We start from the raw sequence: 24454 nt of genomic DNA, 5'->3' as shown, positions 1-24454 counted from the left end.
TCGTTGCAGACTGCATGCCATTACAGGAAAATGCAAACTTTATTTTCCTGCAGTAATAACATAGGTAAGCATACCGGGAACGCCTTCATGTGTAGTTGAAAAATGATCTTGAGACAGTTCAAATCCCATTTTTTCGAGCAGTTTTACTGAGGGCAGGTTATCGCCGGACGGGCATGCAATTATTTTTTCAACTCCCATTTCGTCAAATGCATATTCAAGAACCGAAACCATGGCCTCTGCCATAATCCCTTTGCCCCGAAACGCCTCAAGCAATTCATACCCGAGTTCTACAGTTGCATTTGGTATATCGAAATTCCACAGGCAGATGGTTCCAATCATTGCTGGAGCGTTTTGATAAGAAATTGCCCAGAATATGGATTCATTTTTATTGATTACGCCATCAATCATATTGATATAGGAAACAGCCTGATCAATAGTTGTAAAAGGAGCTTTTCCTATTAGTTTAGCAACTGTAACATCTGAGCGCGATTGGTAAATTTCGTTGGCATCAGTTAAAGCCAGCCTGCGAAGTACTAACCGCTCTGTATTTAAAACCGGGAATTTTGAAAAATTTTGTTGCTGCATGGTTTATCTGATAAATCTTTCTTAAAGTTATTTAATTAAACCTGAACAAAAAATAAGGCCGGATCATTATTAAAATGATCCAGCTTTATTAAAATTTTGCAGTAATAAAACTCGTTTTACTTCTGCACCGGTACGTTTATCTGGTATAATTTATCGTGCAGTCCTTTCATTTGTATTTCAGAAAATTTGATGTCTTTTCTGTCGTAGGTCATCAAACCGTTCGTTTCTACTTCTACATCAGTGGTTTGGGTGTACACACCTGCCGAAAGCCCCAGCGGAATCAATTGTTCCAGGCGTTTAGTAAACTCGGCATATTTGTTAAATAAATCAGTTTTGTTTTTAAAGCTCTGATAGCCCCAGTTATTTTTCTGTTGCCATACATGGCCATCAATCGGGAGGCCAAGACCACCAAACTCACCCAATACCAGGGCATAATCTTTGCCAAAATAATCAGGGCTTGGCATTGCCGGATGTGGATAGTTGTGCAGATCGATAATATCGCCCACCGGATGAAAGTTACCTCCACTGGCCGTATTCACTAACCTCGAAGGATCTTTCTCTTTGGTCCATTTAGCAATTTCTACCGTTTTAAACTGTCCCCAGGCTTCGTTAAAAGGTGTCCAAACTACGATAGATGGTACATTGTAAAGTGCATCGATAATGGCATTCCACTCTTTTTTGTAATAACCTTCTGATTCTGCAGTTCTGTTTTGATCTGAGCCATGGTCTAAAATACCCGGACGGTTTTCCCAGCCGTTACCCAAATCGCCGCTTGGCATATCCTGCCAAACCAGCATTCCGGCTTTATCGCAATAGTAATACCAACGTGCAGGTTCTACTTTAATGTGTTTCCTGATCATATTGAAACCCATTTCTTTGGTTTTATCTACATCAAATTTCAAAGCAGCATCGGTTGGCGCGGTGTATAAACCATCCGGCCACCATCCCTGATCAAGCGGACCATACTGAAAAACAAATTCGTTGTTCAACAACATGCGCTGAATGCCATTCTGATCTTTTCCGACCGAACTTTTGCGCATGGCGAAATAACTTTTCACCTCGTCTACTTTTTTGTTTTTGGCAAGCAATTCTACTTTTAAATCATATAAAAACGGGCTTTTTGGGCTCCAAAGTTTTGGATTGGCAATTTTTAGGGTAATCGCATTGCTGCCATCACCAGTTTGTTCTGCTACTTTTGTTGTACCATCCCAGGCCGAAACTTTTACCTGATCGCCTGAAGCAGCGCCGGTTAAAAATGGGGTAACCGCTAACGATTGCTGATCGATATCAGGCGTTACCTTAATATGATCGATGTGTGTTTTATTTACGGCTTCAATCCACACCGTTTGCCAGATTCCGGTTACCGGGGTGTACCAGATTCCCTCAGGTTTTTTTACCTGTTTGCCTCTTGGCTGAGGACCTTCATCTGTTGGATCCCAAACTTCTACAGTTAACGTCTGGTTACCGCTTTTATTTAAAAATGGAGTGATATTAAAACTAAAAGGATCGAAACCGCCTTCGTGTTTACCCACTTCCTTACCATTAAGGCTTACTGTTGTCCTCCAGTCTACCGCACCAAAATGAAGCAAAATTTCTTTACCCTTCATATTCGATGGCACCGTAAATACAGTTTTGTACCAAAGCAGGCTATCTTTGCCAACTGTTTTACCAACACCCGAAAGTGCAGATTCTACAGCAAAAGGCACTAAAATTTTACCCTGGTTAATGGCCGGGCGTTGTGATTTACCGGAAATGGCATAATCCCAAAGGCCGTTCAGGTTTTTCCAGTTGCCTGTCCGTTCAAGCTGTGGGCGGGGATACTCCGGCAATACATTTTTAGGATTTACATCCAGCGCCCATGGTGAGGTAATTTTCCCTTTCACCATGCTCCACGATTTGTCTGGCTGCTGTGCGGACAGGGAAAGTGAGAGCCCCAGCAGCGATAAGAAAACAGATACTTTTTTATTCATTGGTTTAAAATTTGTGTGTTTAGGTTGGGTTTGGCAATATTATTAAATCAGCATTCATTCGACAGGCTACCATTGACATACTGTCGTCATCTCGACTGAAACGCAGTGGAATGCCCGCCTGCTTGGGGCAGGGAGAGATCTATCTGGGCAGATCTCTCCACTACGCGATGCTCCGGTCGAGATGACGATATCTTTATAATCTGACAATAATGTTTATTTGTTGTTGAGTTTTTTAATCAGGTTAACTTCATCCTGGCGGTATGGTGTTCCGTCGGGCTGAAAAATTTCGTGGAACCATTCAATCGGCTCCGATCCATCGGCTAACGGGGTATCCCAGGCATATTTTGTATTGGTTTTGCCCGCAGCAAAGCCCCAGTTAATGGCACCAACATTTTCATTTTTAAGCATAGGCAGAATATTAGAGAAACGGCTGTTGCGAGAGCGTGCCATGTATTCGGTACAAATCAATGGCCTGCCGCTGGCTTTTAACAAATCGATGGTTCTCTGGTGCCAATCTGGTGCCTCATAGTTATGATAAGTTACAATATCTGAATTGGCCAGCTGAATGGCATTCAGTTTTTCGAAACCCCAGCTCCACAAACCGATAGAAATCGGCTGATCGGGATTAACGGCACGCGCCCAACTGATGGTTTTGTTTAACAAAGGAATAGTTGCTTCCAGTTTGCCACTGTTTCCGGGTTCGTTGTATAAATCCCAAAGTAAAATTCTCTTATCGTGTGCAAAATGGGTAAGCACATCTTTTACATATTTTTCCAGTTCAGGGAAATTCGTTTCTTCTTTAAAAGCCGGATCGCCGGGATCCTGCAACCAGCCAGAATTATGGATACCTGTTTTGGGTTCAGGCTGTTTGCCAATTGCCGAAGTTTTATTCCAGCAATCGTCAAAGAACACAAACATGGGTTTTATACCGTGTTTTTGCGTAATGGTTAAAAACTGATCCATGCGTTTTTTAAAACCTGCAGGATCCTGACTCCAGGCTTTGCTGTACAGGAAAACACGCAGGGTATTAAAGCCGATGCCTTCGGCCCAGCCGAGTTCTTTATCAATCAGATCGGGCGAAAAAGTATCAGCCTGCCACATTTCCAATTGGTTAATGGCGTTAGATGGAATATAATTTGCGCCTGTTAGCCATTTATGCTCGCTATACCAGGCATTGGCTTTCTCTACCGACCAAACCTTTGCAGGTTCGGGGTTTTTCTTTGTTTTTTGTGCAAACCCTGTGCTGATGCTAAGGCTCATTGCAGCAAGGAAAACATAGTTTTTTAGGTTCATATCGGTTATATCTGATTTATTTTTTATTGTGGTTTGATGGGATGGCTAAACTTTCGCCAGGTTTTATGGGGGTGCCGAAATTTGGCGTACCATCGGCATTCCAGTCAAATCGTTGTGCCCTTGGCGAGCGGAAACCACCGCAGCCCTGCCCTGGTTTATCGTTGGCGTGATAAAGAATCCAGTCTTCTTTTCCATCGGGCGATTTGAAAAACGAATTATGACCAGGGGCATAAACGCCATCTTTTGGCGACTGCTGAAAAACAGGCTGACCGGCTTTTGTCCATGATTTAGGATCGAGCAGATTACTTTTTGCTGAGGCAGAAAGCGTACCCAGTGCGTAAAAATCTGTCCAGCAGCCACTAGCCGAGTAAATGATGAAAATTTTATCGTCATGCACCAAAAATTGCGGCCCTTCATTTACATCAACATGTGCACCACCGCCCAAATCACCTATTTTTTCCCAATCGAATTTTGGGGTAGAAATTTTAACACGGTTTCCATCTACCGTCCATGGGTTTTTAAGTTTAGCGATAAAAATTTCCTGCTTACCGTTCCGGTCTCCTTCCCAACCGGACCAGATCATGTATAACTGGCCTTTAAAATCAATTACATCGCCATCAATGGCCCATTTATCCGTCGGATCGGCAATTTTACCTTTAAATATCCACTCTCCTTTCATCGGATCGGCCGATGCGTTTTCCAGTACATACATCCGGTGGTGATCATTGTTGCCATCATCGGCAGCAAAATAAGCGTACCATTTCCCCCTTAAAAACATCACTTCGGGTGCCCAGATTTCTTTACTGTACATTGTTCCGGCAGGAGCTTTCCAGATGGTTTTCCGTTCTGCATTCTTAAGATCAGCCAAACTTTTGGTTTTCCATAAATCGACCCTGTTGCCTAAAGAATTTGTATAGTAATAATAACCATCTTTATAAAAGCTGTATGGATCGGCACCAGAGGGCAATAGCGGGTTGGTAAATGTTTGTGCATTTAATCTTCCCGTCATCAACAGGCATAAAGCAAAAAGCAGTTTTATTTTCCAGTTATTCATTACTAAGCCTTACTTTCTATTGGTCTGTTTGATGTGTTTCTTAAAATTTTAAAAAAAGCAATTTCTTTTCTTAAATCTGCTTCTATTTGTTTCAATATTTCTACAAAAGCAATCAATTTACACCTTGCCTTAAAAACCGGAAACTTTCGGGATCAATCTGCATCTGATTTATGCCGTTTTTATCTTTCACAAAAGTTGCTTTAATAATTGAAGTTGCCCTTGGCGATACTTTTTGGTTACTGTGGTGGGTGTGAAATACATACTGCAAGTGGCCATCTTTATCGGTAAAAAAGTCTCCATGACCGGTACCATTAAATTTTAAAATTTTTCTGCTAATGATCGGGTTTCCCGCATATTTCGTCCACGGCCCCGTTGCTGAGCCCGAAGTGGCATAACCCACCGCGTAATCAGGATTACGAAAATCGTTTGCAGAATAAAAAAGGTAATAAAGATTCCCCTTTTTCAAAACGGTTGGACCTTCAGTTACCGGCCAATCGGTTTTAGCCGTATTTTCCCACAATTCGGTTCCGGATAAACATTCTTTTGCAGTATTAGGGATTACATCGGAAAAATCAGCCTTCAGTTCGGATACATAAATGCGGTTGCCTCTGTCAAGTTTAACATGGTAGAGGTAATTTTTTCCATCAGCATCGGTAAATACAAACGGATCGATCTGTTTTCCTGTACCGGATATTGCTTTCAGTGTTTCCTGTTTAAATGGCCCCAGCGGACTTTCGCTCCGGGCAATGGCAATTTGCTCATCGGCAGTATAAGCCATAAAATAAGTATGGCCTCTCTTAAATACCTGAGGTGCCCAAAAGCCTTTCGTGCCAAAAGCATCGCCCTTTTTTAAGGCAAAACCATTATTTTCAGGCTTTTTGCCCCAGTTTTTAAGGTCTTTAGAAATATATACTAAAAAACCCTCATCGCTACTGGTTCCATATAAATAATAAGTGCCATTATCTACAAAAATGGTTGGATCAGCAAGGTAAAGGGTATCATTCAGCTGTTTAGAAAGAACTCTTTTGCTAATGAAACATAAAGAAAAGCATAAAAAAAGGGCAAAAACAGATTTCATTTAGTGATGATTAATTAAAGGTAAGATACTGATAATCAATAATATTAGATTGATCGTCATTCCCAACCTGCACGGGAATGACGAAACTTTAAAGTATAAATATATCATCTTAAGAGATCGTCATTTCGAGCGGAGTGCAACGTAGCCGAGAAATCTATTAGATCTCTCCCTGCCCGAAGCAGGCGGGCATTTCGCTGCGCTACAGTCGAGATGACGATTTTTTTCGTGGATAACTATCATTAACTAAAAGTTTATTTTAGTAACAGGCGTAAAAATAAGGTCGTCTACTCCCGCAATTTTAACACCAATCCTTGCGAAAACATAATTTTGGGTGGGCGTTATGGCCGGGATCGTTACACTCATATTCAGGTTATTTAGATCGGCGATGGCTGCACCACTAATCTGCTGGGTGGCAATGTTATTGCCACCATCTACAAACTGCGTTTTGTTGATGTACAGGGATACATTTTCGATATCCTTGCCATCGGCATTGGTAATGATTTTTTCGAGTTTGCAAAAAGCATTTACTTTACCTGCTGCAGCGGTAAGTGTTGCCCCGCGGATCATATAGTAAGGCATTACCTCTATATCCAGGGTTTTATTGCCATTAATGTTTACAGCAATGGTATCCTGCCTGCCGGCGGCATTCTTTTTCCATAAAAACGGTCCCTGGTTTGGCGAAAAAACCAGTTTATAATCTCCGTTAAACAATTTAGCAGAATAGGTTCCATCCTGGCTTACATTGACATTAAGCGCAGAGTAATTGCCAAAACCTGATTGCCAGAGTTCGAAATTAACTTGTCCGTATTGAACATTGATGGGTTCTCCTTTATAAACGATCCTTCCGGTAAAGTCGGCTTCGGGTGCATCGTAGTTATCTTTTTTACATGAAGCAAAAAGTACGGCAATAAGTGCCCCTATCATGAAATAAAATTTAATTTTCATATCTATATCTGCTTATTGGTTAGGGTTTCTTACAATTTTAGGGTTTCCGTTAAGCACATCCTGCCCGATTGAAGAGTAGTAATTACCGATGCGGAAACGGTGCGCAGCGGTTACGCGGCTTGGTTTAATCACTTTAAAAATATATTTCAAATGGTTGGCGTTGCCGGGGTTATAATATTTGTACGGCCACAAACCAAATACCTGCGTACTGGTACGTGTTGCACTGCCAATGTTGGTGGCATTGATAAATTCGGCAGCCGACATGTTATTGCCGTTCCACACTTTATCGGCCAGTCTCCAGCGTTTCATATCCCAAAGTTCATGTCCTTCAAAAGCAAATTCTACTTTACGTTCGTGTACAATGCGATCGAAAGTGATTTGCGCAGGAGTTAATGCGGTAGTTAATCCTGCACGGTCTCTTACCGGTTTGATGTAATTAGCGGCAGTAGCCGGATCACCCAGTTCGAAAGCTGCTTCGGCCGCATTTAACAATACTTCGGCATAACGGTAGCGGATCCACCAAACATCGCTCCGGGTACCAATCTGACCGGAGCCGGTTGCAGGATCTAAATACTTGCGGACATAAAAACCTGATTGTGCACTAAATTCGAGTCCGTCAACAGGGCCATCTTTACCCACTACCTGTACAGCAGCCTGGTTATCCGGCAAAACTTTGTCCTTTATCTGACCAAAATTATCGCCTGTAATAATCGAACCGTTTGCCAGCTGAATGCCCGCCCAGATATCGACGGTTTTACCTTTAAACTGTGTTCCGGGTAGGATGACGGTGCCGGCTAAACGTGCATCGCGATCTGCAAAAATATCGGTAATGTTAGCATAATAAACCGGGTTGCCATTTACATCAACTGAAGCAAGGGAAGCATAAGTATTATCCAGCTTTTCGAACGATTGAACCAGGTTAAGGGATGGGTTTAAACGCCCGCCCTGTGCTTCTTCGGCAGAAGAACGTGGCTGGTTATCGATGGTAAAACCATGTACTTTATTGGTTTTTAATTTAAAATCCTTTGCAAAAATCACCTCAGGATTATTGCCTTTATCGGTAAATAGTGCCGCAAAGTTTTCTGATAAATTTGGGTTCTTTTTATACAATGAATATTTACCACCATCAATAATCTCTTTGGCTGCAGCTAAGGCTTTGGTGAAATAGCCATTGGCCAGGGCTGATGGAATACCTACTTCGCCACCCGGCAAGGTTAACTGCGAGTTGCTGTATTTGGCAATCGATCCGGCATATAGTGCTGCCCTGGCTTCCATGGCAAGTGCCGCAGCTTTTGTAGCCCTGCTTTGAATGCCTGCATTATCGGGTAATATGGTTTTTACCGCTTCAAGTTCTGAAATCACGAAATCATAAATTTCGGTTTCTTTTGCCCTTGGAAACTGAAGGTAGCTTGGATCGCCACTATAATCGTAATCTAAAACGGTGGTGACCAACGGCACTCCGCCCATTCTTTTTACCATTTCGAAATAAACTCCTGCCCTGATAAAGCGCGCTTCGGCCAGGAAACGGTCGCGGTCTTCTGCCTTTAAAGCGGTAGATTCCTGTCCGCGTTTAATAAACATATTCAGGTCGCGGATGTAACCATAAACACCCATGTCCCAGTATCTCCAGGCATCATAACCATATTCTAAATTCTGGTGACGGAAATAATCGCCGCCTGCAGAGGCAAAGCCTTCGTCGAAATCGGTAAAGGCCCACCATGCCTCTATGGTTTGGTAATCGGGAAAACGGTCGTAAAGATCGCCAACAACGGTAAGTACCAGGTTCGGATCTTTCCATACCGCCTCAATTGGCAGGGTGCTGGTGGGTTGTTTATCTAAAAATTCTGAATCTTTTTTACACGACTGCGCAAAACTCAACACTGAGATGGCAGCAAATGCATATATAATTTTTTTCATCTGATTAGTCTTTTTCATGTTACAGCGTTAATTTAATACCGATATTAAAAAACTTGTTCTGCGGATATTGCAACCCGTTATCGTCTGCAATTTCAGGGTCTACGCCATAATCGCTCAGGTTATCAATAGAGAAGAGGTTATAACCGTTTACATATACCCTGGCATTCTGGATCTTGATTTTTTCGGCCCATCTTTTTGGTATGGTATAACCAATTTCAAGCGTACGGGCACGCAGGTACCTTACATTGTGCAGCCAGAAAGTAGAATTTTTGTTATAGTTGCTGTGGCCGCTATCATTAAAGCGGAGTGCAGGGTATTTACCGGGTATCCAGGTACTATTTAAGTCGTAAGGATCGGTACGGTGCCAGCTATCATCAGCAAAATTCTGAAGCAGGGCGCCCCCGTTCTGGAATGCCCAGCGCTGCTCCCAGTTCTGGTTCCAGGAGTACAACGCACCGCCTGAAAAATCGGCAGTAAAATCGAAGTTCTTGTAAGAACCACCAATGGTGAACCCGAAACCAACATTTGGCTGCCCGGTTGTGGTGTATCCGATGGGTCTTTGATCCAATCCATCAATGATGCCGTCACCATTCTGATCTTTATAAATTAAATCACCTGGCAAGAGAGAACGGTTTCCCTGACCATCAATGTTCACCTTGTAATTGTTGATTTCATCAATGCTCTGAAATTGTCCGGTTACTTCATACCCCCAGAAAATATCAGTATAACGCTGGTTTCTGCTGTTTCTGTAATTGTCCCACGAGTTGCCGTAACGTGGTTTATACTCATCCAGAAGTTTTTTCCTGCTAATGGAAATGTTTCCGCCAACGTTATAATTAAACTCACCTATTTTATCGCGGTAGTTCAGGGCAAACTCTCCACCATACTGGGCATCACTTTCCAGGTTCTCTTCTGTTAAAGAGTAACCCAGTTCTATCGGAACCACCACATCTTTTTTAACTGCAGGTAAACCGCTACGTTTTCTATAGAAATAATCTGCTGTTCCGCTAAGTTTATTGTTGAACATGGTAAAATCCAAGCCGATATCTGTAATCTTACTTTTTAACCAGGTTAAATTGTTAATAATCGGCCCTTTATCTCTTGAGGTGGTAATGGTTTTCCCATCCAGAATTACTGTACCCTGATTGTAACGGTACCCGGGAATATAAGCAAACGGATCGAGGGGAACGCTACCGCCTAATATGCGAAGATCATCATCACCCAATACCCCATAAGAAGCACGCAATTTCAAATCGTTTAAGATGGTGCTTTCTCCAAGAAGAGACTTCATAAATTTTTCCTGGGTAATTCTCCATCCTATTGAAGCTGAAGGGAAGTAACCTACGCGTCTGTCGGGTGCAAATTTCCATGAGGCATCTCTACGACCGGAAAGTTCCAGGTAATATTTGTTATCGTAGTTATAGTTTAACCTGGCTACATAACCAACGCGGGCCTCCTCTTCCTGAATATCGGCAAAATCCTGCCCGTCCATATCAGCGAACTGCAATACAGGCAGAATATTGGTTTGTGGTACCGCATGCTGGAAAGTGTAAGTTCTAAAACGGTCTAAACGCTCCGCTACCAAAACGCCACCAACGGTATGTTTACCAAAAGTACGGTTGTAGTTGGCCTGTAACTGATAGGTATTGGTATAAATTTGTTCGTTTCTACGCTCCCTGTAGGGATTAGAGCTTCCTATTTTTTCTTCATAAATACCAGTTTCAGGGTGGTAGGTATATACATTGTAAGTGTACTCATGACCATTAATTACATTATCGGCAATGTAATAAGAGTATAAACCTTTTATCTCCAAACCTTTTATAGGCGTATCGTAACTTGCAGATAAATTGGTTTGCAAAACCCTCCAGTCTGATTTCCAGTAACCGGTTAAGGCTTTGCTCTGTACGGCAAACTGTTCGGTATTGTGGCCGATATCATTCGGATAATTTGGATTTCCATTGGCATAAGCCTGTTCAGTGGGCCTGTTACGCAACAGGGCAAAACGGGCTGCAAAATAATCGTCGCCGCCCGGTACTCCCGGCTGATCGCGGCTTTCGATACGGCCGTTAATCAACATACCAACTTTAAAACGGTCGGTTATTTTGGCTTCGATATTACTCTGGATATTGGTCCGGTTAAAATCGAACTCACGTGCTGTTCCGTAAACACCTTTCTGATCTAAGCGGGTAGCTGAAAAATAGTAGTTCACTTTATCGGTACCACCAGAGGCACTTAAATTTACCGAGCTCTGTGGTGCATTTGGCGCGATGATGATATCCTTCCAGTTCTGGCTTTGATAGCCATATTCTGTTCCGGCCTTCCATTTATCGAGTTCTGCCTGTGTAACATTGGTAGCCCCGTTCTGATTCATTTCGGCAGTAGCTTGTCCAAGTTTCCACTGGTAAGCATCTGTAGTTTCGGGGAAACGTACCCAGTTTTGCCAGCCGGTGTAGGCATCAACACTAAACGTATTGCGCGTACTGTTTTTACCCCTTTTGGTGGTGACCAAAATTACGCCGTTAGCGGCCCTGCTGCCATAAATTGCAGCCGAAGCATCTTTAAGTACGGTAATGGTTTCGATATCGTTGGGTGAAATGTTATTAAACTGCCCTGCATCCTGCTGGATCCCGTCGATAACATATAAAGGATTACCCATATTACGGATCTGGATGTTGGCGCTCGAACCCGGCCTGCCATCAGGCATCCTGAACGAAACACCCGGCAGTTTCCCTGCAAGGCCGGTACTAACGGTAGAACCGCCATGTACTTTTTCGAGGTCTTTACTGCTGATGGAAGAGATGGCTCCGGTAATGGCTTCCTTTTTCTGGGTGTTATAACCCACCACTACAACTTCGCTCAGGTCGTTATCGGAAGGTTTAAGTTTAACGTTAACCTGTGTACGACCGGCAAGTGCCACTTCCTGATTGGCATAGCCTACGTAAATAAAAATCAGCGTTGCATTTTTATCGGCCACCTGAATTTTAAATTTTCCATCGGCATCAGTGGTAGCTCCGGTGCTGGTACCTTTTACTTTAATGCTCGCACCCACAACAGTTTCGCCCTTTTCGTCGGTAACGGTTCCGGTAACGGTATTTTGTTCCTGCGCGCTGAGTTGAAATGAAAGTAAGAGTAAGGTAATTGAAGTAAGAATAACGGAAAGGATTTTGCGTTTCAAAAACACTTTTTGAAGCAGGTACCAATCCATGCGTACAAAGCCGCCATAGGAGAATAAACTTCTTTTCATATTAGGTTAGGGATTTGGTTAGTTACTAGAAGTAAATGGTTTTAGTTCGATTTATTTCTTTCCAAAGATTCGCTTTTTAGCATTAGAGCGGGATACACATTTGTATCAATATTTCTTCATTTTGTCTCGATTTGTATAGATGGGTTTTGTAAGGGATTCATTGAACATAAAATTTACATCAGGGATTTTTTTGTCATCCTGAGCGCAGCGAAGGATCTTTAAAACGAGACTTCCCACCCTGAGCGGAGTTTACAGGGCGTTCGTTATTTTTTGCCTCGGAAACACAGAGATTTTGCTTGTCATCCTGAGCGCAGCGAAGGATCTTTAAAATGCGCAAATCGCTCCATTTAACGGATACATTCAAAAGTTTCAATAAAACCTTCCCGCCGTGCGCAGTACCAAATCATTGTGGCAATGAAACCTTCCTGCCATGCGCAGCACCAAATCATTGTGGCAATGAAGCCTCCCGCCGTGCGCAGCGCCAAATCATTGTGGCAATAAAACCTTCCCGCCATGCGCGGCAACAAATCATTGGAAATTAAGGCCCCAGGTAAAAATCGAAAGGTTTATCGCGGTCGCAAACCAGCGTACCGTTTTTAAATTCGAGCTCCGCAACATGGATTGAGGTACGTTTATTGGCATAAGAAAAAGTAAAATCCTGATCCAGCGTTCCTTCAAAATGCGTTTTACGACCGGGATGGGTAAAATAAAAAATGTAAGCCCTGCCACCAATTACCTGAACATCGGCATGGGCGCCTGTTGGCGTATCTTCTGGCCTGTGGCCGGGCACATCCAGTACCATCCCTTGTTTCTCCCAGCTTTTGCCATCTTTAGATCGGTACACCCTTTGCCCGTGCCATTCGTCGGTAATCATCCAGTACCAGTTATTAAAGAAAAATGCCTTGGCGCCTTCGTGCGGCGCACCACCAATGGCAGGCTCAGGCTGTGCCGTAAAATGTTGCAGATCCTTACTCTCCGCTGTCATTGTAATGCTGCCTTTCGAGCTGTCTTTATACCACATGTGCCATTTCCCATCAGGCATTTTCAGCAAGGTAGGATCAATTACATGTTCTGAGTTTAAAGAGATAAAGCCTTTGTATTTCCATTTCCAGAGGTTTTTGCTGGTATAATGTGCAATTTTAGCGATGCCGCCCCAATGGTTGCGCACGCCCTGAATGTAGGCAAGGTACATGTGGTAAGTGCCGTTTTCGTAAATTACATCAGGCGCCCAAAAGGTATTTACACCCGGTTCAAAATTAAGGTCAAGTGCTCCTTTGTACACAAAAGTCTGTCCGTGATCGGTTGAAGTGGCTACACCGATATTAGTTCCATAACAATAAGCCACATCGTTGGTTTGTGCATTCGCCCTCCGCTGGGTATAAAGCATCCACCAGCTTTTTTCGGCATGGTTATATACCAGTACCGGATCGGCAGCGCCATCATAAACCGGATCGCGATACAAAGGGGAGGGCGCAATGCGCATTTGTTGTGCGGTTACAGCCAGCAACAAAAACAGCAATATCAATAAAAAAGAGGCTTTAAAAATTTTCACTTGTGGGAAGATTTGGTTAGCAGAGAACAAATAACAGCATTTGCCCCGTAGCACAAAACCTCTCCGTCTCAATCTTTCTACTTATCCTCTCAAATTTTATTTAGGCCAAAAGCCAGACATTTCTTTAATATATTTGAAGCTGCTGACCAAAACATCTTGAAAAAAATTATCATCCTTTTCTGTCTGTTGTTCTCTGCCAAACTGCTTTCGGCACAGCCTTACTATTTCAGGCATTACCAGGTAGAAAACGGACTTTCGAACAACACGGCTTTTTGCAGTGTACAGGATAGGAATGGTTTTATGTGGTTTGGCACAAAAGACGGCTTGAACCGGTTTGATGGTTATTCTTTTAAAACCTATCGCCACGACCCTGATAAGGCAGGGAGTTTAGGCAACGACCTCATTTATGCGCTGCATTACGACCAGGAGCAAACCCTATGGGTAGGTACCAACGAAGGTGTTTATGCTTATAGCCCCTCAAAAGAGCGTTTTTCCCTCATTAAAGAAACCAAAGGCATGCGCATTATCGACCTGGGTAGCGACCAAAACGGAAACCTGTGGATCTTATCTTCCTTTAAAATATACCTCTATCATAAACAGAGCAAAAAAATAACGCTTTTTACAACCAATGCCCCTTTCGATGCCTCTCTGGTTACCGTGTTAAAAAACGGCAGTGTCTGGATCAGTACCGGCAGGGGAACGCTTGAAAAATACAACGCGAAACAAAATAATTTTGAAAGCTTTAATGTAAACGGCAAAAACCAAAAGCCTGAATATGGCTGGGTATCGCGCATTGCAGAAACCGAAAGTGGTCAGCTGCTGATTGGTACCACCAACCAGGGAGTAAAATTATTTAACCCGACTACCTTACAGTCGAAGAATATCATCAGGCTAAATGATGATCAAACCCCGATTTTTGTAAGGGACATTAAAAAAACCGGGCTTCATGAATTCTGGATTGCCACCGAATCGGGCATTTACATCTATAACGACGAGACGGAAAAGATTACACACATCCAAAAACAGTACAATAACGATTATTCGTTAAGTGATAATGCGGTTTATACCATTTGTCAGGACCGTGAAGGAGGCGTTTGGACGGGCACTTATTTTGGCGGGCTAAATTATTATTCGAGCCATACCTCGCTGTTCACCAAATATTTTCCGCAAAAAGGCAGCAACTCCATCAGTGGAAGCGATGTAAGGGAAATTACGAAAGACCAGGCCGGAAATTTCTGGATCGGGACGGAAGATGCCGGACTGAACAAGCTCGACCTTAAAACCGGAACATTTAAACATTTTCTTCCGGATGGAAAACCGGGGAGCATTGCTTATTCCAATATTCATGGCTTGCTGGTAGATGGCGATAAACTCTGGGTAGGTACTTTTGAGCACGGGCTGGATGTGATCAGCCTGAAAACCGAAAAGGTAATTAAACATTATCAGGCCGGCATTGGTAATGCTTTACGCACCAATTTTATTGTTACCTTTTGTAAAACACGTGCTGGCGAAATATTAGTAGGCACCATTAATGGCATTTACCGCTATAACCGCAAACGCGACGATTTTGAACCCATTGCGCGCCTTCCATTTCTTTTTTACGATTCGGTAATTGAAGATCATGATGGCAATATCTGGGCAGGCACCTTTAATGATGGCGTTTTTCAGTTTAATTTATCCAAACCCGGGGCCGTAAACTACCGTAATAAAGCGAATGACTTAAAAAGCCTGAGCCACAACACCATTAACAGTGTTTTTGAAGACAGCAAACACAACATCTGGATCACAACAGATGGCGGCGGACTTTCCAGATTTGATAAAAAAACACGCCGGTTTAAACGTTATGGTGTAAAGAACGGCTTCCCCAGTAATTATCTGTTTCGCATTGAAGAAGATAGTTTGCATAAGTTCTGGATCAGCAGCACCAGGGGACTTATTCATTTTGACCCGGCTACGGGCCTGAGCAAAACCTATACAAAATCGAACGGTTTGCTTACCGATCAGTTTAACTACAATTCGGCTTATCAGGACAAGGACGGGAGGATTTACTTTGGGAGCGTAAAGGGATTAATCAGCTTTGATCCTGCCGACCTCAAACCAACGGTTTACCAAACACCAGTGTTTTTGACCGGATTTCAGATCAACAGCACCGGAACAGGTTTAAATGGTGCCGATTCGATATCCAATAAATCGATCGTATATACCGATACCATCGAGCTGAACCACAACCAATCTTCATTCAGCATTGATTTTGCCGCTTTAAGTTACCGCTCGCCCGAAATGACGGAATACGCCTACAAAATGACCGGGCTTTATAAAGACTGGGAATATTTAAAAACCAACCGGAAGGTGTATTTTACCAAACTGGCACCTGGCACTTACGTGTTCGAAGTGAAGGCCATGGTAGAGGGCAGCAATACCTGGAGTAGCAAAAATGTAAAATTGCTCATCAAAATCCTTCCTCCTTTTTACCTTAGTCCGTTGGCTTATTTTATTTATGTAGTGGCTGCCGGAGCCCTTATTTTCTTTTTAGTGCGGCGGTACCATCAAAAAATTGCACTGAAAAACAGCAGGCGCATGGAAGTTTTCGAACATGAAAAGCAAAAGGAAGTGTATCAGGCAAAGATCGAATTCTTCACCAATGTTGCCCACGAAATCAGAACACCATTAACCCTGATTATCGGCCCGATGGAAAAACTGATTAAACAGGCTGATGCCGTGCCCGCGATTGAAAAGAATTTGAGGATTATGGGGCGCAATACCGACCGCCTGCTCAAACTTACCAATCAGTTACTCGATTTCAGGAAAACCGAAACCAGCGATTTCTCTCTCAATTTTGTAAAGGCCGATATTAAGGAGATATTAAAGGATGTTTTTCTCCAGTTTCAGCCCGCAGCCGAACAGCGCAATATTAATTATACCATCAACCTGCCCGAAAAAGCATTTCAGGCTTATATCGATGTTGAAGCTTTTTATAAAATCATCAGTAACCTGGCCGATAATGCCATTAAATACGGAAAAACGACAGCCGAAATCAGTTTATCGAGATCAGCTGAACAGGATAAATTTAAGGTATGCGTAAAAAGCGACGGTCATAAAATACCTTTCGAAATTAAGGAGAAGATTTTTGAACCCTTTTTCAGGGCGAAAGAAACTCAGATTGCCACCGGAACCGGCATTGGCCTTTCCATTTCCAAATCGCTCGCACAGCTACATAGCGGCGAATTGTACCTGGATATTAATGACCACGATTTTAATATATTTGTATTAGAACTGCCCATCCATCAACTTATAGAATTTAACCTGAACGGAAAATGGAAGAAATTGTAGGTACGCTCACCATGAAAGATCACCAGGAAGTAGAGAAAAACGTAGTGTTATTGGTCGATGATAATGAAGACATCCTCGATTTTATATCTGATGACCTGGAAGAAAAATACCAGGTATTGCAGGCCCGAAACGGTGTGGAAGCTTTGGAAATTTTAAAGCATGAAATTGTTCAGCTCATTATCAGCGATGTGATGATGCCCGAAATGGATGGCTTTGAATTTTGCGCGAAAGTAAAATCAACCCTGGAGTTTAGCCATATCCCCGTGATCCTGCTGACAGCAAAAAATTCTTTGCAATCGAAAATAGAAGGTCTGGAACTGGGTGCTGATGCCTATGTAGAAAAACCCTTTTCGCCAGAATTTCTCCAGGTACAGATTTCCAGCCTGATTAAAAACAGGAACAAAATAAAAGAATATTTCTCCAGTTCTCCCCTGTTGCATATTAAAAGTATTGCCTATTCTAAAGCAGATGAGATTTTTCTGGAGAAACTGCAGGATACCATTAATAAAAACATCAGCAACCCCGACCTTGATGTAGAACACCTGGCCGAGAAGATGAATATGAGCCGCCCTACCTTGTACCGCAAAATCAAATCTATTTCTAACCTGAGTCCTAATGAGCTGATCAATTTAGCAAGATTGAAAAAAGCTGCTGAATTTTTGAATGAAGGTATGCTGAAAATATATGAAATATCAGAAATGGTAGGCTACAGCTCACAATCGCACTTTGGCAGAAACTTTGCCAAACAATTTGGTATGTCGCCCACTGATTATTTAAACAGCAGGCTTGCGGAGAAGAAAAAAGGATAATTTATGGTTATAAAATTAATATGAACAACAGGAGAATTTACTTAAAACAGTACCGTCATTTTGACTGAAGCTCAACCGATTTTCATCGGTAGCGTAATGGAGAAATCTTTTAAATCTGATTAAATAATCTGGTAAGAGATCGATCCCCGAATGTATGGGCAGGCACTTAATGTCGTTCCTCCCCGCAATAACGAAATTTCTTCTCATCTACCAGTTGCTTCCATCTACATCCTCAAAATCAAACCATTAAGCAGCCATTGTTATTCTCCTTTATTATGCGTAAATTGTATTAACCAAAATATAGAAGTTATGAACATGCTTAAGAAAATCGAAAACTGGGGCGATCATCACCACCCAAAATGGTTAGACTATTTTAGAATCATATTAGGCCTTGTTTTAATCTGGAAGGGCATTGATTTTTACATCAATATGCAAGCCTTTAGCAATTTAATGAGGGGCGCTTTCTTAGGTACGGCAATAAGCATTAGTTTACTGGCACATTTTATTATCGTATTACACATTGTAGGGGGCATAGCCATTACCCTGGGCACCTACACGCGTACATTCTGCCTTATTAATTTACCCATACTTATTGGTGCCGTATTTTTTATCAATAGCTCAGGTGGCATTTTTAAGCCTTATTCAGAATTTTGGTTTTCGGTATCGGTATTAGTTGGTTTAATCTGTTTTGCCATCGAAGGAAATGGAATTTTATCGGTAGAATATCAGAAAATTTATCCGAAACAGGCCGTTTAGTGTAAAATACAAATGCCAAACTATAATATAAACGGCTTAAACGAGCTGTATATCGATGGTTTTTGATTTTTTTATGCCCTCTAACTAAATGATTAGCAAGGCTTAAAACATTAATTAAAATATTTGACTGGAAAAGGTTTGCAGATTTGCTCCAAATTCCTACTTTTGCAGCGGAGAGCTGGCAGAGTGGTCGAATGCGGCAGTCTTGAAAACTGTTGACTGTAACAGGTCCGGGGGTTCGAATCCCTCGCTCTCCGCCCGAAAAAATTAAAGCCTGAAATCTTTTGATTTCAGGCTTTTTTCGTTTGCACTATTTAAAAAATGCGCTCTGCGGAACAGATTGCCGGTTAAATGAAGCGGCAGACCATTCCAGATTAACAGCTGCTTCCCCTTTTGCAGGTTTTCGATAATAAAGTTTAATGGGATGTAAACCTGCTTTTAACCTGATTGTACTTTGTTTTACACTTTTTGGAGCATAACCAAAATCAGCATCAATCAGCACTGCATCATGGATCCTCAGCAATGCCTTAACTTCTGCACTCAGGTAAAAGGTATAATCTCCGTCAGCAGGGATTTTGATAAATCCATCCATAGCAACCAGGTTGCCTGCATCGCTGGTTTTAGGGCTTAGGCCTGCACTTTTTCCACCGGCAATTGCCGTTAGTCCCTGTGTATTGGGCACCCATTCTACCGCAGTACGGTAAGTTTTCCATAACAATCCATTACTTACTACAGCATTATTTGCAATGGCGGGCACTGCTTCAGTATCGTAAGGTCTTTTAGCTTCTTCATCAACACGGCGCACCTGAAGCACTTTATTTTTCATTTTATCCTGAAGGGCAGTCATATTTTCACTTCCGGCCAGATTATGCTGCTGATGCGGATCTTTAAGTACATCAAAAATCTGAAATTGATCAGCATGCGATTTTATATCATACCTTAAGCCCACCAAATTACCCATTCTGATCATCTGCATCTGGTTCCTTACCCTCCCACGGTTTACGCTGGCATACTCCGGATAAGATGGTGTTTTACCGCCTTCAAAATATTCAGAATAAATCATACTTTCCTTTTGGCTGCCTTTTCCAGTTAGGGATGGTAACAAAGAAACCCCATCTGATACCGCCGGGGCAGGTAAGCTGGCCGCATCTAAAAAAGTTGGCATCCAGTCGTAAGAGATATTGGGTGAATTTACTATAGCGTGGGCTGGGATGTGCCCTGTCCACCTGGCAATAACCGGCATCCGCATGCCACCTTCCAGCACGTCTCTTTTTATTCCGTCAAACGGACCAAAACTATCAAAAAAGTTAGCACTGTATGGCACTTGAGGTTTCGGAAGGTACGATTCTATCGATGGCCCGTTATCGGAGCTGAAAACCACCAGCGTATTTGAATCAATTTTGAGGTCTTTAAGCAGCTGTAAAATGTCTCCAACCTCATCATCAATCCTTCTTGTTGAAGTAGCAAACCTTTTATAAGTATCGGGCCATGGTTTTTCAGGAGTGGCCGGGTTATGGTCATCATCGTAGGTGGCATTAATATAATCGGGATGTGTATAGCTATCGGGTGTGCCTGTGGCCGTATTAATCATTTTCCCGGCAGTTCCGAGCCATTGTAAACCACCGTTAAGCCCGCCACCCGCAGGATAGGCGGAAGCAGGAAGCTCTAAAACAGCATGCGGGGTATCGTAGGCTAAAAACATAAAAAACGGCTGACCGGGATGTTGGCTTTTGCTATGGTCTATGATCCATTTTTTGGCTCTCGCCGTCCATAAATCGCCTGTATAACATTTATCCAAACCTTCACTCACTTCGGTTTTATTTTCCCAAACCTCTTTCTTTCCCCTGTATAAACCCTCTTTAGGGTAGTGCTCGTGCCCATCGGAGTGTCGCATATACCCATAATAATAATCAAAACCCCTGTTTAAGGGATGGGCAGACCATTCTTTGGTGCCCTGCAAGCCCCATTTGCCAATGGCTACCGTAGCATAACCTGCTTTTTGCATTACATTACCTAAGGTATAATTATCGGCCAGCGCCTTATCAAACTGGTTATCCCTCACATTGGCATGTCCCTGGCTCTGCCCTAACAGAAGCGATGCCCTTGATGGCGCACAAACCGGAGCAGCGCAATAATGCTGTTGAAGTGTAGCCCCTGATGCGGCCATTTCATCGAGGTGTGGTGTTAGGGTAAATGGCTTGCTCCTATCCTGATCTGCGGCTCTTTTATTTTGGAAGAATACACCAACATCGCCATAACCCAAATCATCGGTGAGTATAAAAATGATATTAGGTTTCTTTTTATTTTTTTCCTGCGCAAGGCTACTGCCGGCAAGGAATATATTGGTTAAAATCAGAAGGTAAAAAATAGGTTTCATCTGGTAAATGTGGTAAATCTTTCGCTATATTTTATACTTAATTTTCGCCGCTTACCGTACCTTGAACAGGTTTATTGGTCGCTGTAATTTTAGTGGGCAGCGGGGCTTTGGTCTTTTCCATCCAGCTTAAAAGATCAGCCAGAAGTTCATCTCTTTTTGCTTCGCTGGTATTGGCCAGGTTAAGATGTTCCCCTTCGTCGGTTTTAATGTTGTATAGTTCTACAGCGTTGTTTTCGTTAATTCTGGTTTTACCGCCATCTAACATCCATTCTTCGAGGTAAAGCAGAAGTTTAAAATCTCCTTTTCTGATTACGGCAACCGGCCTGGTGCGGAATACCCTATCCCTTCCCCTGATTACAGGATTATCGAGGTAACCCGGAAAATACCAATATATCGATTTTCTGATGGTTTCGGTTTTTTGTCCTGATAAAAGCGGCATCAGGTCTTCACCGTCGCCCCTGAATTTCTTATTGCCAGCTAACGACATAAAAGTTGGGTATAAATCGAGGTTAATAATCGGCGCAGCATTTACTGAGCCTGCTTTAATATGACCCGGCCAATAAGCAATAAACGGCTCCCTGATGCCTCCCTCATAATACGATCCCTTGTTTCCCCTGAGCGGTTCCTGCGATGATTGTTGTGTGGCACCATTATCACTGGTAAAAATTACGAGGGTATTTTTTTCGAGTCCGGATTTTTTCAAAAACTCCATTACCACGCCAACACTGGCATCAAAATCGTAGGTGCAGGCTGCATAAACGGCCATTTTATCACTTAATCCCCTTTTCTTAAAGTTTGCTATTGTTTCTGTTTTTGCTTCGAGTTTCGAATGGATTGCATTGTGCGCCAGATAAGCGAAAAACGGCTTATCTTTTGTGTTTTGCATAAATTTAATGGCCGCATCGGTTAAATAAGACACGCCTTTTGGATCAGCAGTTTCATTACTCCCTTTAACCGATTGTTCTTTTGGCCCTTCTGTATATAAATCAAATCCCTGCGCCTGGGGCTGAGTATCTTTCGAAGCTGCCAAATGCCACTTACCAAAAATAGCAGTAGCGTATCCCTCGCCTTTCAATCCTTCGGCAATGGTTTTAAAAGATGGACTGAGCGAAACATTGTTGCGCACGGGAACGAGCCGCATCAGATCAACAGGGCCACGCGTTGTACTCCCTACTGCGTACACACCGGTACGTGGCGAATACTGCCCGCTAATTAACGCTGCCCGGCTGGGTGCACAGTTGCCTGCCCCTGCATAAGCATTGGTAAATACCATACCTTTTTTCGAAAGTGCATCAATGTTAGGAGTTTCCATCATCCTGCTTCCGGTAAAACCACAATCCATATAGCCAAGATCATCAGCAAAAATCAGCAGGATATTCGGTTTAACAGCAAGGTTTTGCTTTTGAGCATGCGCATTAAAGTATAGCGTAAATGCCAGTATAAATATTAAAAAGGGTTTAAAGAAATGGCTCATAAACAGCAACTAACGGGATAAATGCTACACGGGCATGCAGGCAATTATTGATCTTGAAAACAGGCAAACAAATTTAACAAATGCCAGGCATAATAGTGGTCGGCAATTAACGGATTGGCACCATATATTAACCAGATACTAAACGTAACCATAAGGTGATATCCCATTATGATGACTCCCGAATTTTTCTTAGGCAGGTATAAATACGGGGTGTGCGAAAAATACCTGTATGGTACCATTAGGCCCATAATGGTACATGCAAATGGTATAGGATTTGTTTCGGATGGTTATACGCTAAAACAAAAAGTTATGACACAGAAAGAATTCAGTGAGACCATCAGTTTTCACGCGTCGTCACTTAGATCGCACGCGCTTAATTTTACAAGAGATCCCGAAGATGCGAACGACCTGCTGCAGGAAACCTTGCTTAAGGCTACCCGCTTTGTATCTAAATTTGAAGATGGTACGAACATTAAAGGATGGCTCTTTGTGATCATGAAGAATACCTTTATCAACAATTACAAAAAAAACCTTAAAACCCGCGATCGTACTGTACAGGAAGACGATATTACTTCTGCCAATCTTTATCATAGTGCAACCACCAATGGCTCAGTAGGCAGTTTTGCTATGCAGGATATTAATCTGGCGCTGGCCATGTTGCCCGAAAAATATTCTGTTCCTTTTGTCCGCTACTTTGAAGGATACAAATACCATGAAATTGCTGATGAACTGCAACTGCCGCTGGGAACGGTTAAAACATACATCCATGAGGCCAGGATCCTGTTGAAAAAATACCTTAAACAATACCGCTAAGAAATTAAAAGAGGAAAGCAATGATTAAATTACTTTCCTCTTTTTTATACATTATGATAAAAACAACTTAGGGTGCCTCAAAAGCTTTACCTGTGGAAAATACGTTTTTATCTGCGCAAAATACCTGAAATACTATTTTTTGAGTCTCGCTTTAAAAGATAAATACCATTTATTTTTACCGTGGGACAGGCGTTTTATCAGTTTAGAATTCCTTTGGTATAGGCGAAACGCATTAATGCAGCTGTGTTTTTGGCTCCGGTTTTATCGATCAGGTTTTGACGGTGGCCCTCAACAGTCCGGCGTGAAATAAATAACTTATCGGCCATTTCTATATTGGTAAGTCCCTGGCCAATGAGCTGAAGAATTTCGATCTCTCTGGAAGAAAGTTCGGCTCCCTGCATAACGCCGCCAGGTAAAATGGTTGAATTAATAACCCGGTCAACTATCTTTACAGAAAGTCCTGAGCAGATATAGCGCTCTCCGTTAACAATTCTTGAAATAGCAAAAAACAATTCGTCTGAATCTACAGATTTGGTAAGAAACCCTTTAGCGCCTGCCCTTATGGCCTGATAAAGATGGGAGTCATCTTCCAGCATGGAAATAATCAGTACCGGAATCTGAATGCCTTGTTCTTTTAATGCGCTAACCATCGTAATTCCATCCATCACAGGCATACCAATGTCTGAAACGATCAGGTCTGCCTGTATGCCCCTACCGATTGCATCGATCACTTCCTGACCATTATTGGCATCAAAAACGATTTTATATTCGTTTGTAGATTCGAGGAGCATTTTAAGTCCGTTCCTGATGACCTTATGATCTTCTGCTAAAATGATATTTTTCATTATGGTTAAACCTTGATCAGGACAAGGCTTTCTTGGATTGTCGAAATTGTCAGGCTCTGAAATAACACTCCTCATTCCATAAAGTTTTAAATAATGCTGTTCATTTTAGCAAAGGAGTGAATCTTTAACTCAACAAAAAAAACCGAACGCCTTGATGCGTCCGGTTTTATCGGCCTTCACCGGGATTAAACTTCTTGTTTTCAACGTTTCTCTAATCCAACATTCCGCAAATTAAATACCTGTTCACGAACGACTTAAATCCTGTTCTTTCCATAACGGTGTTTCATTAAAAATAACTGTACCTGAAAAATTGTTTTGCGTTTTACCAGATAAATCAAAAACAGGTAACAAACTCGTGATGGGATAAATACGTATAAATCACCGTAAAATTACCTGTTTGTTTATTTCCCTA

At 42.3% G+C, this 24454-nt stretch carries 16 protein-coding genes and 1 tRNA gene; 5 read left to right on the top strand and 12 right to left on the bottom strand.

The genetic code is table 11. The features are described 5' to 3' along the window. Nucleotides 1-39: 39 nt before the first annotated feature. The 9 genes from ABD769_RS01720 to ABD769_RS01680 all read right to left on the bottom strand — a co-directional run bounded on the left by ABD769_RS01720 (nucleotide 40) and on the right by ABD769_RS01680 (nucleotide 13638). Nucleotides 40-585 (bottom strand): GNAT family N-acetyltransferase, encoded by a 546-nt coding sequence (locus ABD769_RS01720; protein ID WP_344848837.1) that lies wholly within the window; start codon nucleotides 583-585, stop codon nucleotides 40-42. Between the two features lie 116 nt (nucleotides 586-701). Further along, nucleotides 702-2555, bottom strand: coding sequence for a glycoside hydrolase family 2 protein (locus tag ABD769_RS01715; protein ID WP_344848836.1), 1854 nt, complete (start codon nucleotides 2553-2555; stop codon nucleotides 702-704). Between the two features lie 213 nt (nucleotides 2556-2768). After that, nucleotides 2769-3848 (bottom strand): glycoside hydrolase 5 family protein, encoded by a 1080-nt coding sequence (locus tag ABD769_RS01710; RefSeq protein ID WP_344848834.1) that lies wholly within the window; start codon nucleotides 3846-3848, stop codon nucleotides 2769-2771. Nucleotides 3849-3864: 16 nt separating this feature from the next. Continuing rightward, the gene (locus ABD769_RS01705; RefSeq protein ID WP_344848833.1) at nucleotides 3865-4902 is read right to left on the bottom strand and encodes a glycoside hydrolase family 43 protein; all 1038 of its coding nucleotides are present in this window, start codon (nucleotides 4900-4902) and stop codon (nucleotides 3865-3867) included. A 112-nt stretch (nucleotides 4903-5014) separates the two neighbouring features. Further along, a complete protein-coding gene (locus tag ABD769_RS01700) occupies nucleotides 5015-5980 on the bottom strand; it encodes a glycoside hydrolase family 43 protein (protein ID WP_344848831.1) in 966 nt (321 codons plus the stop codon). A gap of 243 nt (nucleotides 5981-6223) precedes the next feature. Then, nucleotides 6224-6904, bottom strand: coding sequence for a DUF3823 domain-containing protein (locus ABD769_RS01695; RefSeq protein WP_344848829.1), 681 nt, complete (start codon nucleotides 6902-6904; stop codon nucleotides 6224-6226). 33 nt (nucleotides 6905-6937) lie between these two features. Beyond that, entirely contained in the window at nucleotides 6938-8860 is a 1923-nt protein-coding gene (locus ABD769_RS01690) for a RagB/SusD family nutrient uptake outer membrane protein (protein WP_344848827.1), read from the bottom strand. A gap of 1 nt (nucleotide 8861) precedes the next feature. Further along, on the bottom strand, nucleotides 8862-12086 hold the full coding sequence (locus ABD769_RS01685; protein ID WP_344848825.1) for a SusC/RagA family TonB-linked outer membrane protein: 3225 nt from the start codon (nucleotides 12084-12086) through the stop codon (nucleotides 8862-8864). Nucleotides 12087-12624: 538 nt separating this feature from the next. After that, the gene (locus ABD769_RS01680; RefSeq protein WP_344848823.1) at nucleotides 12625-13638 is read right to left on the bottom strand and encodes a family 43 glycosylhydrolase; all 1014 of its coding nucleotides are present in this window, start codon (nucleotides 13636-13638) and stop codon (nucleotides 12625-12627) included. A 156-nt stretch (nucleotides 13639-13794) separates the two neighbouring features. Here ABD769_RS01680 and ABD769_RS01675 point away from each other — a divergent pair, with 156 nt between their 5' ends. From ABD769_RS01675 to ABD769_RS01660, 4 genes are all read left to right on the top strand, one after another. Next, complete coding sequence (locus ABD769_RS01675) at nucleotides 13795-16968, top strand: ligand-binding sensor domain-containing protein (RefSeq protein WP_344848821.1); 3174 nt, start codon at nucleotides 13795-13797, stop codon at nucleotides 16966-16968. Beyond that, on the top strand, nucleotides 16953-17777 hold the full coding sequence (locus tag ABD769_RS01670; protein ID WP_344848819.1) for a response regulator transcription factor: 825 nt from the start codon (nucleotides 16953-16955) through the stop codon (nucleotides 17775-17777). The genes ABD769_RS01675 and ABD769_RS01670 overlap by 16 nt, the downstream gene beginning before the upstream one ends. 309 nt (nucleotides 17778-18086) lie before the next feature. Next, a complete protein-coding gene (locus ABD769_RS01665) occupies nucleotides 18087-18533 on the top strand; it encodes a DoxX family protein (RefSeq protein WP_344848817.1) in 447 nt (148 codons plus the stop codon). 172 nt (nucleotides 18534-18705) lie between these two features. Next, nucleotides 18706-18790: transfer RNA gene (locus tag ABD769_RS01660), tRNA-Ser, on the top strand. Nucleotides 18791-18843: 53 nt separating this feature from the next. Here the strand turns inward: ABD769_RS01660 and ABD769_RS01655 are convergent. Beyond that, a complete protein-coding gene (locus ABD769_RS01655) occupies nucleotides 18844-20910 on the bottom strand; it encodes a sulfatase-like hydrolase/transferase (protein WP_344848815.1) in 2067 nt (688 codons plus the stop codon). A gap of 37 nt (nucleotides 20911-20947) precedes the next feature. After that, the gene (locus tag ABD769_RS01650; protein WP_344848814.1) at nucleotides 20948-22384 is read right to left on the bottom strand and encodes a sulfatase; all 1437 of its coding nucleotides are present in this window, start codon (nucleotides 22382-22384) and stop codon (nucleotides 20948-20950) included. Nucleotides 22385-22552: 168 nt separating this feature from the next. On the opposite strand from ABD769_RS01650, the gene ABD769_RS01645 reads away from it, so the two are divergent. Beyond that, nucleotides 22553-23197 (top strand): RNA polymerase sigma factor, encoded by a 645-nt coding sequence (locus tag ABD769_RS01645; RefSeq protein ID WP_344848812.1) that lies wholly within the window; start codon nucleotides 22553-22555, stop codon nucleotides 23195-23197. Between the two features lie 197 nt (nucleotides 23198-23394). Here the strand turns inward: ABD769_RS01645 and ABD769_RS01640 are convergent, their stop codons facing one another. Further along, entirely contained in the window at nucleotides 23395-24042 is a 648-nt protein-coding gene (locus tag ABD769_RS01640; protein ID WP_344848810.1) for a response regulator, read from the bottom strand. Nucleotides 24043-24454 lie beyond the last annotated feature (412 nt).

Source organism: Pedobacter jeongneungensis, assembly GCF_039538295.1.
In the GTDB taxonomy this organism is placed as follows: domain Bacteria; phylum Bacteroidota; class Bacteroidia; order Sphingobacteriales; family Sphingobacteriaceae; genus Pedobacter; species Pedobacter jeongneungensis.
The sequence above is the reverse complement of the archived record's forward strand: the minus strand, read 5'-3'. Positions and strand labels throughout refer to the sequence as shown.

What these genes read in the sequence shown, in the direction of transcription:
- ABD769_RS01715 (WP_344848836.1), bottom strand. Translation starts at nt 2,555, where the DNA reads ATGAATAAAAAAGTATCTGTTTTCTTATCGCTGCTGGGGCTCTCACTT.
- ABD769_RS01695 (WP_344848829.1), bottom strand. Translation starts at nt 6,904, where the DNA reads ATGATAGGGGCACTTATTGCCGTACTTTTTGCTTCATGTAAAAAAGAT.
- ABD769_RS01705 (WP_344848833.1), bottom strand. Translation starts at nt 4,902, where the DNA reads ATGAATAACTGGAAAATAAAACTGCTTTTTGCTTTATGCCTGTTGATG.
- ABD769_RS01665 (WP_344848817.1), top strand. Translation starts at nt 18,087, where the DNA reads ATGAACATGCTTAAGAAAATCGAAAACTGGGGCGATCATCACCACCCA.
- ABD769_RS01670 (WP_344848819.1), top strand. Translation starts at nt 16,953, where the DNA reads ATGGAAGAAATTGTAGGTACGCTCACCATGAAAGATCACCAGGAAGTA.
- ABD769_RS01685 (WP_344848825.1), bottom strand. Translation starts at nt 12,086, where the DNA reads ATGAAAAGAAGTTTATTCTCCTATGGCGGCTTTGTACGCATGGATTGG.
- ABD769_RS01650 (WP_344848814.1), bottom strand. Translation starts at nt 22,384, where the DNA reads ATGAGCCATTTCTTTAAACCCTTTTTAATATTTATACTGGCATTTACG.
- ABD769_RS01720 (WP_344848837.1), bottom strand. Translation starts at nt 585, where the DNA reads ATGCAGCAACAAAATTTTTCAAAATTCCCGGTTTTAAATACAGAGCGG.
- ABD769_RS01710 (WP_344848834.1), bottom strand. Translation starts at nt 3,848, where the DNA reads ATGAACCTAAAAAACTATGTTTTCCTTGCTGCAATGAGCCTTAGCATC.
- ABD769_RS01640 (WP_344848810.1), bottom strand. Translation starts at nt 24,042, where the DNA reads ATGAAAAATATCATTTTAGCAGAAGATCATAAGGTCATCAGGAACGGA.
- ABD769_RS01690 (WP_344848827.1), bottom strand. Translation starts at nt 8,860, where the DNA reads ATGAAAAAGACTAATCAGATGAAAAAAATTATATATGCATTTGCTGCC.
- ABD769_RS01655 (WP_344848815.1), bottom strand. Translation starts at nt 20,910, where the DNA reads ATGAAACCTATTTTTTACCTTCTGATTTTAACCAATATATTCCTTGCC.
- ABD769_RS01700 (WP_344848831.1), bottom strand. Translation starts at nt 5,980, where the DNA reads ATGAAATCTGTTTTTGCCCTTTTTTTATGCTTTTCTTTATGTTTCATT.
- ABD769_RS01645 (WP_344848812.1), top strand. Translation starts at nt 22,553, where the DNA reads ATGATGACTCCCGAATTTTTCTTAGGCAGGTATAAATACGGGGTGTGC.